At 65.6% G+C, this 12202-nt stretch carries 6 protein-coding genes; 1 reads left to right on the forward strand and 5 read right to left on the reverse strand.

The genetic code is table 11. The features are described from left to right. Positions 1-104: 104 nt before the first annotated feature. A complete protein-coding gene (locus NFI08_RS16550; protein WP_045994188.1) occupies positions 105-749 on the reverse strand; it encodes a response regulator in 645 nt (214 codons plus the stop codon). A gap of 537 nt (positions 750-1286) precedes the next feature. Here NFI08_RS16550 and NFI08_RS16555 point away from each other — a divergent pair. Next, complete coding sequence (locus NFI08_RS16555) at positions 1287-2036, forward strand: type IV secretion protein DotN (protein WP_108450202.1); 750 nt, start codon at positions 1287-1289, stop codon at positions 2034-2036. Positions 2037-2050: 14 nt separating this feature from the next. Here NFI08_RS16555 and NFI08_RS16560 read toward each other — a convergent pair whose 3' ends face one another. From NFI08_RS16560 to NFI08_RS16575, 4 genes are all read right to left on the reverse strand, one after another. Then, the gene (locus NFI08_RS16560; RefSeq protein WP_349590803.1) at positions 2051-7477 is read right to left on the reverse strand and encodes an ankyrin repeat domain-containing protein; all 5427 of its coding nucleotides are present in this window, start codon (positions 7475-7477) and stop codon (positions 2051-2053) included. 22 nt (positions 7478-7499) lie between these two features. Continuing rightward, a complete protein-coding gene (locus tag NFI08_RS16565; protein WP_349590806.1) occupies positions 7500-8972 on the reverse strand; it encodes a type IV secretory system conjugative DNA transfer family protein in 1473 nt (490 codons plus the stop codon). A gap of 51 nt (positions 8973-9023) precedes the next feature. After that, positions 9024-9851 carry a hypothetical protein gene (locus tag NFI08_RS16570; RefSeq protein ID WP_349590809.1) on the reverse strand — a complete coding sequence of 276 codons (828 nt, stop codon included), beginning with the start codon at positions 9849-9851 and terminating at the stop codon, positions 9024-9026. Between the two features lie 201 nt (positions 9852-10052). Further along, positions 10053-11912 (reverse strand): hypothetical protein, encoded by a 1860-nt coding sequence (locus tag NFI08_RS16575; protein ID WP_349590812.1) that lies wholly within the window; start codon positions 11910-11912, stop codon positions 10053-10055. Positions 11913-12202 lie beyond the last annotated feature (290 nt).

Raw genomic sequence — 12202 nt, forward strand, 5'->3', positions numbered from 1 at the left:
AAGGCTCACCCTGTCACATCACGTCAGGGAGCTCATGCTACCAGAGCCTGGCGGGGGACGTATCGTCCCCGACGGCACATTGGGTAAGAGCCTCAGGCTGGCTGTTAGTCTTCCTTGAAGCCTTCGACCAGCCCATGCCGCAGCCCCAGGTGGGTCAGCGCCACGTCGGAGTTGACGCCGAGCTTTTCGAAGATGCGATAGCGGTAGGTGTTGACCGTCTTCGGGCTCAGGAACATGCGATCGGCGATGTCGGCTACGCGTTGGGCGTTGACGATCATCATCGCGACCTGAAGCTCGCGCTGGGACAACTGATCGAACGGATTTTCCTCGTGGTCGATGCGCGACAGTACCAGCCGTTGAGCGATCTCCGGGCTGACGAAGCGCTGTCCGGCGAACACCGCGCGGATGGCCTTGACCATCTCGTCGTGCTGGGAACCCTTGCTGATGAAGCCGTGGGCACCGGCCTCCAGCAGCCGCTGGGCAAAGGCTTCCTCGATAAAGGCCGTCAGCACAAGAATACGGATGTCCGAGGTCAGTCGGCGGATCTTGCGAGTGGCCTCGAGCCCGCCGATGCCCGGCATGCGAATGTCCATCACCACCACGTCGGGATTGAGGCGGCGAGTCTGAGCAATGGCCTCTTCTCCGTCCGCGGCTTCCCCGACGACATTGATGTCCTTCTCTGCATTGAGCAGATGAACGATGCTGGTGCGTACCAGGTGATGATCGTCAGCGACAAGAACCCTGATCAATGCCGATACTCCTGGAAAAGGTGAAAACTGGGATCATGGATTTGACCGAGGCGAGCCAATGCTCATTGCGGGGTCTTCTCATGATGATTCGCAGTAGACTGTCACAAATTGATCCTAAGGGGAATTGGGTCTCCGGGGGGCGACGGCGTTTTCAGCATAGCTGCATTGATAGTGTGCTATATCTCTGATAGCGGCGCGCCGCGGTATCGGGCGCTTGCCGCCCGGGACTGCTGCATGAGCCCCAACGTCCTGGTTGGCTTGATGTGATGCCGCCTGTCGCGTCATTTCATGTTACCAGCCGCAGGGCGGGTGTGCAGTGTCGTAGGCGTGAACCGGGCGCCGCCACGGCGAGACCATGGCGATGGACGGGCGAAACCGTCATGCGGACGCGCCGGCAGGCTATGCTGAACTTGACCGGCGTCAATGAAAGCACGATTGCGTCCACGACACGCCTTGATCTGGTGCGCACTGGCTGCGTAGTGCGGCCCCGTGTCCCGATCGAGTCCTCTGGATGGCCAGTCTGGCCAAGGTTGCGCCATGTCCTGTCCCCTGTATGAACAAGACTCCCTGCTCGCCGACAAGTTGCGTTTTCGCCTGGCGCGCCCCACCAGCGCCTATGACGTCCTTGGCTATCAGTGCACGGGGACACCTTGCGCCCCGCCAGGCGCGCGTGAAGCGGTCTGGGCCAGGGACGACTACCGTTGTCGCTTTTGTGGCTTTCGCAGCGCCAAGTATCAGCAGGCGGTGACCCTGGGGACTGACAGTCGCAATGTCGATGATATCGTGACGGCCTGTCTGTTCTGTGATCAGGTGAATCGCCTGGATCTGGTGCCTTCCATGCGTTCCGGTGTACTGGTGTGGCTGCCCGGCGTGACCCAGGCGGACCTCAATCGGCTGGCCCCCGTCATTTTTGCTGCGCGCCTCGACAGGCGGCTGCAACTGCGAGCACGCGCCCTGCTGGAGCGTGTGATGGAGGCGCGAACCGCCGCCAGAGAACGCTTCGGTAGCGACGATCCCCTGGCCCTGGTCGAGTTGCTGAGAGCGAGGGGAGAGGGGCGAGCGGACGGCCTGATGCAGCAAGGCTTGCGCCTTTTTCCGCTGGATCGGCGGGTCGTCGGTCAACAGGGGCTTTGCTTCAATCAGTTCCCGCAGATTCTGGCGTACTGGCGCTCGAGGAAGGGCCCGCTAGGGGGCGAGCGAATCGCCGAAGCGCTGGCGATGAGCGAATCGCGGCTGATGGCCGGGGGCGGTTCAGATGCCACCGCCTCTTCGGTTCCGTCGTCCTGACGTCCGTAGCTTGGTCAGTCCAGCGGCGCGTGGATGCGCTCGGGCAATCCGGCAGCGATGGGTTCGTCATCGAGCATCTCGATGTTGCCGCTGGCGCTCAGCATGAAGCGGGCGAGAAAAAAGGCGTCGGCATAGTAGAGCGTCGCCAGGTAGCGATAGACGTCTTCGTCATCGGCCGGGTCCTGGCGCGGCGCGTGACAGCTTCCGGCGACGATGGCCTGAATATCGGGATGGGCCGGGAGCAGCGGATCCTCGAGCGAATCGACAATATAGAAGGGACCGTCCGGCCCCCTGACGAAGAAGCAGAAGAAGCGCAGGTAGCCGAGCGCATTGGCAGCGCAAAGCTGGATCGGCTGGCGAGCGTTCAACTCGTGGATCGGCGGGGCAGTACCGGTCAGCCGGGTCAGCGGGCGCGGCGCGTGGTCTCCAGCCGCACCTTCCTCGACGAAGTACAGCGCCAGGCCCTGCATCCAGTCGGGATGTTGCAGGCGTATCAGGGTGGCGTCGGGGTACCAGGGCAGTCGGCAGGCGTCGGCCACCAGTCTGTTGTCGGCGAGATGCTTTCCATCAATACGGCTGCCGCAGGGCCAGTGGGACTCGACAAATGCCGGCCTGCAGCGCCGCCAGGGGTACTGCCAGGGGTTGCCTTCCAGGGTCGGGGCGAGAGCGCCGCGGGCAATCGCTGGATCGGGGTCCATGTCGTTGGGCGAGGTGCCTGCGCACTGTTCCTGGTCCCCATCCGCCGCAGGGGCGCGCAAGGCCGCCACCGCTTTCTCGATAACCGCGGTGGACTGACCCGCGCCTTCGAGCCAGGCAAGTATCCTGGGGTCGGCCACCGGGCCGTCCTCGAGGGCGCGTCCAGCGTCGTCGCGAGTGCATGTCCGGGTCAGACGTTCAGCGTATACCTGGGCGACGCTGCGTCCGTCGCGAGTTCGCATGGCCGCATCGGCGTTTCGCTGAATCAAGGCCAGCGCCAGTGGAAACTGGCCTAGTGACAGCGCGATCAGCACCGGTGCATCGCGGTCACGAGTGGCCATGTCAATATCGGCTCCGGCGTCTGCCAGCACGATAGCGATGTCCTTGTAACCGCCTTCGGCGGCCAGTTGCAAGGCGGTGACGCCTGGCTGTTCTGCGCAGGCATCGACCTCTGCGCCGGCGGCTACAAGCCGTTCGACCAGGGTTTGGTGATTGAACTGTACGGCCAGGTGCAGAGGGTGCCAGCCCTCGGCGTCGCTGGCGTCACAGTCTGCCCCCGCCATGATAAGCGTCTCGACCAGGTCCAGCGCGCCGCCGACACAGGCTAGGTGGAGCAGAGTGGGGGCTAGGGGCGCCTTGGCGCTTTCTCTTGTGGCAACGCCTGGCTCGGTTGCCTGCTCGATGTCCGCCTGCTCGATGACCCCCTGCCCGATGAGCAGGACCTTGGCCGCCTCGCTCGCGCCCTTGAGGCAGGCGAGCTGCAGGGCGCTCATGGCGTGCTTGTCGAGGACATCCACCGATACGCCGCCGAGATCCAGCAATGCCGTGACGACCTCGGCTCGATTGGCCAGGGCGGCCAGGTGAAGCGCCGTGCGTCCATCCGGGGTGGTGGCCTGCATGTCGGCCCCGTGGCGAGCCAGCAGCCTGATTGGCTCGGCATGTCCCTGATCGGCGCACAGGTGCACCAGGTTCCAGCCGGCAAAGGGGCTGCGACCAGGCCAGTGCAATGGGGTGTTCGGGTCGCTGCCGGCGCGTAGCAGTACCTCGGCACAGGCGACATGACCACCGGTCACCGATGCCTGCAGCGCGGTCTGATGGATCGGTTGCTCTGCCTTGGTGTCTTCTCGATGGTCTCTGGCGTCGAGTGTGGCAGTTGTATGGCAGAGCAGGGCCAGGGTATCCGGGTGGCCGTGCTCGGCGGCCAGGTGCAGCGCTGTGCGGCCGTCGCCGATCGCCGCGGCGGGATCGGCCCCGTGCTCGAGCAACAGCTCGGCCACCCTGGTGGCTCCGCGGGCGGCGGCGATGTGCAAGGGGGTGTGTTCGAAGTCGCCGAGCTTGCCTGACGGGACTCCCTTTGCGCCTTCCTTGCGCCAGGCATCCAGCCGTTCCCGGGCGCTGCTTTCCTTGCCCCAGTCCGCGGCGAGCGCGAGGGCACCGAGGTCGGCGCCGCGTTCAATCAGCCAGCGGGCTATTTCCGGATGATCATTGTAGGCGGCCAGGTGCAACGGCGTGGCGTCGTTGGCCAACCTGGCGTCGATCTCGAGTCCTTGGGCCACCAGCGCCTCGGCGGCCTTCACATGATTGCCGCGGGCGGCGAAGTGCAGATAGCTCCAGTGCGTCTGATGGGGGGCTGCCGGGTCGGCCCCGAGGGCAATCAGGTGGCTGATGGTGTCGGCTCGATCGTTGGCGATCGCCTGTTCCAGCGGGGTCTGACGGTTGGCGTTGGTGAGGTCGGGGCTCTGGCCGCGTTGCTGTATCAGGTAGTCGAGCACCCTGTGCTGGCCGGCGAGCGCGGCCAGGTGCATCGGTGTCTGGCCGTGGGGCGCTTGCTGTGCGTCCAGGCTGGCCCCTGCTTCCACCAGACGCTGCAGGCAGTCGACGGCTCCTGCCTGTGCCGCCAGGTGTACGGGGCGCCAGTGGTCCTCATCGGCGTGGTCAGGATCGGCACCGGCCGCCAGCAGCGGTTGCAACAGGTCGAGGCGGTTTTTCCAGACCGCCCAGAAGGTCGCGGTGCGGCCATCCTTGCGCGGTAGATCGACCGCCTCGGGCCTTCTAGCCACCATTGCCGCGATGATATCGGCGCGCTGGTAGAAGGTGGCCAGGATCAGGTGTGTCGGCTTGCGAGGGCTCTGGGTGACCACCGCTGCAGGATCGGCTTCCAGCAGCAGCAGGGTGAGGCAGAACTCCCGCAGGCGGGCAAGCTCCTTGGTCGTTGGCGGGCCTTCGCCGAGCACATCATGCCAGATCGCCAGCACCCGGGCCGCGCGATCCAGGTAGAGCAGGCGATAGGCGTTCCAGCGCGCGGCGTCCGGCGGGCTGGCAAGACAGTGCTCGGCTTCCCCCACCAGTTGGCGGACGCATTCGCGTACCGGGCGCTCCCGTTCCAGCCACTCGCTGGCCTGGGGCCAGTGGTGGAGTACCGCTTCGTGGACCAGGCGGACACGCCCGTGGCGTTCATCGATCAGCAGGCGCCGCTCGCGCAACGCCCGGGCCAATTGAAAGGCGTCTGTGGCATCCGCCGCGGGGAAGACCGTGGCGGGTAGCGTAAAATGCTTTTCGCCGACCTGGCGCCAATCCACCAGGCGACGTAGCAGGTCACCGACGACGCTATCCGACCACAGTGCGCCGGACGCCGCCTTGGCCTGCTCGAAGGCCTCATTGGCGAGTTGGGTGATGGCGCCTTCGATACTGTCGTGGCCCTCGGCGTTGGCGGTGTCCAGTACCCACAGGGGGGGCTCCCGCTGGCGGTCGCCCCCGTCGGGGGTACGAAGGTGACCGGTGGTCTGGAAGGCCTCGGAGCCAGACGCGCTCTCGGTGAAACCTGCTCTGGCGCTGGTGCCGAGCTCTTGGGTGTCGTCGTCGGCCTGGCGGTCCCCACTGCGGCCAAAGCTCGTGGTGATAGCGTCACCCAGGGACGCCGAGTCAGCGATGGTGGCTTCTTCGGCGAGCCGCAGGCCGTGCTCGTAGAGATTGCGCAGCGCCAGTGACAACAGCGGCAGCAGGCTGTCCTGGGCGTCGCCTCGACCATGATGGCCGCGAATCCGCTGGATATTGTCCTTGAGCCGGGCCACCAGGGCGTCGCTGATGGCCAGGCGTCCGGTCAGCCGAAAGGGCTTGCGAATAATTTCGTCGAGACTGTTGTCAGGAGGAAACGACATCCTCGTTACCTGGCCAGTGGCATGGAGTTCGTTGAGCAGACTGTCGCGCTCCACCAGCTCCTGACGGTTTCCCTGGAGGGTGACAAAGATGCCCAGACGCGGGGCCAGGGCGCGGCATGAATGGGCCGCGTGGAGCCACTGCACCAGCGGATCCCAGAACTCGGCTTCCTGCTGTTCGCCATACAGAGCGTCGACGATCTCCTCGAACTGGTCGAACCCCAGCAGCAGACGAGGAGGTCGAGCCAGGCGCGTGGTGGCGGCGTCCAGCAGCAGACACAACTCCTCGTTCAGGGCTTCGATACGCAGGTCCGTTGACGTCCTTCCCAGCAGACGGCGAGCTCGCCTGGCAGTTGGTTCATCGCACCAGCCGGCGCCTTCCAGGCGTTTCACGATGGCGTCGAAGAGCATTGTCAGCACGCATCTGTCGCCGCTTGCTGTGTCCGTGGCTCGGCTATCCGGGGCCAGGTCGGAAGGGCGCAATATGCAATCAAGGCAGCGATGATCGGCGCTGTCCGCTACCAGGGCACCGATGATGCCGGCACGCAGGAACGACGACTTGCCCGAGCCGCTTCCGCCCTCGACCCAGACCACGGGGACCCGGTCCTGCTGGTTCCAGCGCTGCTTGAGTTCCTCTCTCAAGGTGCTTCGCTGGTCGGAGCGCCCGCAGAAAAGCGCGTGGTCCCCGACGTCGTAGGACTCCAGACCCTTGAAGGGGTCTCGGTCCGACGCCGTCAGGGCCAGGTTCAGGTCCCGCTCCATGAAACGTCTCAATTCACCGATAAAGGCGTCCTGAGAATCGATGACACGAATGACGTGGCCGCGACGTTGCACGAAGGCAACCAGATTGATCAGTTGCTTGAGCTGCTGGGTGCGGTCTTCCAGGCGCCGGGTGATGCAGGCCGAATCCGTTCCGCACTTGTCCTGGCATTCATGAAAGTGACGATAGTTGCCCCAGGCGGCTTTCAGTGGCTCGGTGGTGTCCAGCAGTTCCCTCGGCCCGACCAGACACAGCAGCAGTGGCAGTGCGCGAGATCCGGCCGATGCCTCCTGGCGCTGTCGCTCGCGGTAGGCCAGGGTGGCCAGCAGTTCAAAGGTGGAACCGGTAAGGGCGAATCCACCACGGTCGGCCCAGGCGTTATCCCAGGGAATCACCAGGCCTGGGGTATCGCCGCCGTCGTCGGGCTTGATGGGATCGAGGACCCGCAGGTCATCGATGGGGTGCTGGCTTGCCAGAGGGCTACCGACCTTTTCACCGAAAAGGCAGATCACCCCTCTGCAGAGGGGATCCGAGGGGTGGGGAATCTGCTGCTGGGCCGGCACCGCATCATCGAAACCGTCTTCGGCGGTATCGACCTCCCAGGCGTAGAGCCGAAGGCCGTGATCGTCGGCGGCCTGGTGATGCAGCGTCTCGATCTCGTCCCTGCAGGCGCGGCGCAGGTAGGCCACGTCACCGGGTGACGCAAGAAAGATGCTGGGGTGTTCCAGCGACGGAAAGGTGTTTTCAGATGAACCGGATGAGCCGGCTGTCCCGGGAGGGGGGAGGTCGGTCGCTGTGGCGTTCGGGGGCTCGCGGGAGACGTCGCTCATGGGCTGGGTCCTGTCCCGGGCGTCAGGCCCACTGCGCCAGCAGTCGATCCAGGAAGGCAGGATCGACCACCGGTGGTGGCGTAGGCTTGGGCCGTGCCGGACTGACTCTGCGCAGACGACGTTGCGGACGCAGCGCCTGGGGCATGATCTCTCGGCTGCTGTCGTGCAAGGGGTTGCGGTCGAACTGGCCACGAAACAGCGGGTCGCTGCGGTATTCCGGTCGCCTGGCCAGGCGTGCCTCGTCGCCGGCGATCAGCAAAAGCATCTCGTCGAAATCCAGGTCGAGCAGCTCCTCCGGGCGCGGGAAGCCGGTCAGGGTCGCCAGGTCCATCGCCGCGTTCATGTTGGGTACGCCAAAGGACTGCACCACCCGACAGTTGTTGAGCATGGTCTGCCAGTCCTGGGGATACAGCTGTCGCAACTGGCTCATGTCCTGCCAGAAGCTCCAGGTCTGCAGGCCGTAGCCGCGCAGCAGGGTGATGGCCTGTCGCAGCTGCGGCAGAGGACCGAGCTGGGGCGCCTCGTCGAGCAGGAACAGGGTACGCAGCGCTGGCGCCCGGCGTCGGCGCACTACCGCCGCGATCAGTACGCCGATCCACAGTCTCAGCAGGCGGCCGTGGGATTCGAGCTTCTCGGGGGGAATCACCAGGTAGATCGACACCAGTTCCCCGCGGGTGACGTCGTCCAGCGAAAAGGTGGAGTCCTGGGTAGCCTCCAGTACCGCTTCACCGCGCAGGAAGCCGAGACTGTTCTGGGCGAAGGCCATGTAGCCGGCCAGGGTGGTCTCGGCCGGCAGAGTCAGACTGGCGGCGGTGGCTTCCAGGTCCGGATCCTGCATCTGGCGCATGCGCTCGGCCAGCTTGGCCAGCTCTTCGGTATCCTGGCTGACCATCTTGCGTAGCTTGCCGAGCAGCCCCTTGCGCTGTTCCGGCTGGCTGCGGATCAGGTAGAGCAGCAGACCATTGAGCACCTGCTGGGCGCGCTGCAGCCAGAAGCGGTCACGGCCGTCGAAGCCGTGTGACTCCATCATCAGCTCCGACAGCATGGCGATGTCATCGAGCTCGGTGCGTGAATTGGGGATGACGATGTCGGTGGGGTCCAGCCGATCTGCCGGCAGGTCGGTGATGCCCATGGGGTCGAGCACGATGACCCTGTGGCCCATCTGGCGGCGGCGACGGGCGGTCACCGCCGCGTTCTCGCCCTTGGGGTCGACCACGATCACCGGCCCCGGATAACGCAGCAGGGTGGGGATGATGCAGCCGGTTCCCTTGCCCGAGCCGGTGGGGGCAATGGTCATCAGATGGCCGCTGCCCTCGAACAGGATCGGATCGAGCTGCTCCTGGTTCGCGTTGGTGCTTGGCGCCCCGATGCGGAAACCGAACGGCTGATGAGGCTGACCCTGCTCCAGCGACCAGCCCACCAGCAGACCGTCCCCCTCCACCGATGACGGCAGGCGACGAGGGGGCAGAGGCGAATCATCCGGTACCAGGGTCATGGTGTGGGGTCCTCGTGGGCAGGCAAGGGGGCTCAGCGCAGGTAAGCTGATTCAGGGCAGGCGCACCGCGCCGATAAAGCGTTCCAGTCGCAGCGGCAGATCGTCGAGCAGGGTGCGGTCCTCCTCCATGTGGACCTCGCCGTCGCGCAGCACCGTGAAGTCGCAGTCCCACAGCGAGCGCCCGTAGACCACCGGTACCTGGATGTGCCAGGCGACGACCGGACTGTCGACGTCGCTGTTGAGGGAGCGCTGTTCAGCCAGATCCCCGCTGTGCAAGGTCATGGGGGCTGGCGCGTCGGCTTCGTCGTTGGCGCATACCACACGGGGGGGATAGCTCACCTTGGACAGCGCCTGACGGACCGCATCGAGCGCCTGAGGCGGCGGATCGGCATCGACCCAGGGAAAATAGTCGGCGGATTCCAGCACACGAAAACGGCCGCTCTCGGCACCTCCGATGATGAACCCGGTGAACAGGTGCAGGTATTCCAGCGCCGCGGCCGGGGAGGTGGCGGGGTCTCCATGGACACTGTTCAGTCGAAACAGCGCCTTGCTGGTCAGGTCCAGCGGCCAGACCCCGCTCTGGCCATAGATGAAGGCGAACAGGCCGGGGCCTTCTTCGGTCTCCAGCAGGACGTCGCAGAGCAGATGGCGGCGATAGCACAACAGCGGCATGGCGCGGATCGCCAGGGCGGTAAAGCACTCGCAGGTGGGCCGGATATCGTCGGCGAGCTGGGCCTGGGTCAGGTCCAGCAACAGCGGCAGACTGTCCTCGGGGGACAGCGTCTTCCAGTCCCCCGGGACGGGCGGCACGCTGGGAAAGGCCTGGTCTGCAGGCGTGAGGTGCTTCTCGAGAAATGTCTCCCAGCGATCTCGGTCCATGCAGGCCTCCGCCTGTATTGGGGCTACCGCTTCAGAAGCCCCGGTGGTGCAGCAGGGGCCGGGGGGCTGTCTTCACCCTAGATAGCCGCTGTCGTCTTGGCAACGGCTTCGGCGCCAAACAGAGCGGCAAAAATCTGGTGTCTCTCGATCATGAATCCCGTGTTCAAGGCGGCCAGGTCAGCAGGTACTTTTCCGACGGTCCTAGAATCCGGGCACCAGCTCCCGCTCGCTGTAGATCATGCTCCAGACCTTGAGGTCGTCGGCCATCGTCAGTTGCAGCTGACCGAGCAGACGACGGACCACGGGGCGCTCCGGTGTGTTCAGGCGAGAGGTCAGCTTGCTGCCCAGGCGCTTCAGGCGTTGACTCATGCGCCGGGACTGCTGAGCGGCGGCACGTAGATCGCCGGTTGCGCGGATGCCGAAGATGGCCGCGCCCAGCACCGGCAGAAAGCCGCCGAGCAGGGTGGCTACGGGCTTGTAGAGCTCCACCGGAAGTGCCGGACCGTTGAGGTAGACCAGATAGCACACCAGGTACAGGACGCCACTGGCCAGCGTCAGCCAGAGCGCCCCCTTCGCCAGGTACTCGAGGCGATCGTCCTGAGTCTCCAGGCGCTCGGCGGTTTTTTGGTGATAGCCGATCTGGCCGTCGATCTCTTCGTGCAGGGCCACGTCCAGGGCCCGCCTGAGGCTATCACCGGAGACGACGGCGTCGGGTGGGCCGATTTCCCGCAGTGAGCAGCGCACGTACCAGGGAATCCAGTCGAAGCGACCGTTGTCCACCGGCGGCTCGGCGGCGCCGACGGGTGAGGTACCGATCAGCAGCGATAGCCGTGCCGGTCGGATCGCCTCGGCCAGGCTGCGGTAGGCCAGCCAGCGGCTCTGCCACTGCCCACGACGCCCGAGCCAGGTGATGAGCAGGATGCTGGCGATGATCGCAAGCTCCGTGCTGACCAGCAGCGCCTTGACGCCCTTGCTGTCCCACGCCAGCACCGCCAGCAGACCTACCAGCACGGCGAGCGCTGCCAGCAGGAAGTTGGTGGTGTAGGCGCTGCGAAAGCGGTGAGCGTAGTCGATGGCGCGATTGTCTGCGGCGATCCAGCGTTGTCGCAGGCGCTGGTCCAGGGTCGCCTCGTAGCTATCACCGCCAAGATGGTGTGCGGCTCTGAGTGTTTCCTTCCAGGCTCCGCTGCGTTCACGTTCAAGCCCGAGGTCGACCGATGCGGCGAAGGGTACGTCGCGCACCAGCAGGGCACGCAGCCACTCATGAACACAGTGACGGGTGCGCGGCCGTGGGGACTGGCGGGCAAAGTCGCCAAGGCCCTTGAGCGGGCAGCTGGCGTCGTCGGGGCCGCGGCCCAGCAACAGCAGCTGCTCGAGTCGGTCGTTCAGTAGCTGGCTGATGTCACCTGGCGTCAGGGCTTTCCAGTCGCCGTCGTCGAGGGGCTCGACGACGTGTTCTCGGGGGACCCACAGGTGCAACTGGCCCTGCAGGTCGAGCCGCAGTGTGATCAGGCCACGCAGGCGTGCCTCGTCGATGATCTCGGCGGTACCTCCACGCCCTCGGGAGGGCTTGCCGTCCCATACCGCCAGCAATACGTCGGAATGCGCCAGCACCAGATGGCCGGCCGCCTCGTAACCGGCTTCCCGCTGATCGCCGGGCTCGCCGAGGTCGAGTTCGGTACAGCTGGTCACCGCCGGATGCTCGAACCAGCGCCAGTAGTCGGCCAGGGCGTCGCCATCGAAGTCGTCGGCGTATTGCCGACGTCGAAAGGGCAGGATCAGGTTGATCTCGTAGCCACGTGAGGCCGCCGCCTCGGCGACCAGCCGGTCGGCTCCCTCGGCGATGGCGCTGGCCAGTCGCATGCAGGCAGGCTCATCGGCATAGAGGCCGGGTTCGGCCTGTTCTCCCAGCCGGCGCGTATCGGTGGCGAGGCGTTCGAGTATGTCCTGGGCCGCCTTGCCCAGCGCATCATGGTCGGCCTCCGCCAGGTCCTTGGGGCGGTGCCCGGTCACGCCCACGCGCAGGGTGAGTCGAGGGGTAAGATAGGCATTGTCGGTCACGGCGTGTCTCCGGGCTCGTCGAAGGGATCCTCTGGGGATCGCGTCGTGGCTTACTGGAGCATAGGTGAGGTCGCCTCGTTTCGCCGGCCAGCGAGTCTGACGGCAGGCTGCTGGCGTCCAGGGCGAGCGTCTGCGGGACCAGGCTCAGGCCGGTGATGTCAGGGCGATGCAGGATAAGTCCCAGGTCCTGTGGGTAGGCGCCATGATCTTCCGCACACGCCTGCAAAGCCCCCTTGCACTGGCACCTCGTCATGGCCGACGTTGGTGGAGCATCGACCAAAGTCTCGTCG

It is taken from the genome of Halomonas sp. EF61 (genome assembly GCF_040147045.1).
GTDB classification, from domain to species: domain Bacteria; phylum Pseudomonadota; class Gammaproteobacteria; order Pseudomonadales; family Halomonadaceae; genus Halomonas; species Halomonas litopenaei.

What these genes read in the sequence shown, in the direction of transcription:
- NFI08_RS16560 (WP_349590803.1), bottom strand. Translation starts at nt 7,477, where the DNA reads ATGAGCGACGTCTCCCGCGAGCCCCCGAACGCCACAGCGACCGACCTC.
- NFI08_RS16555 (WP_108450202.1), top strand. Translation starts at nt 1,287, where the DNA reads ATGTCCTGTCCCCTGTATGAACAAGACTCCCTGCTCGCCGACAAGTTG.
- NFI08_RS16565 (WP_349590806.1), bottom strand. Translation starts at nt 8,972, where the DNA reads ATGACCCTGGTACCGGATGATTCGCCTCTGCCCCCTCGTCGCCTGCCG.
- NFI08_RS16570 (WP_349590809.1), bottom strand. Translation starts at nt 9,851, where the DNA reads ATGGACCGAGATCGCTGGGAGACATTTCTCGAGAAGCACCTCACGCCT.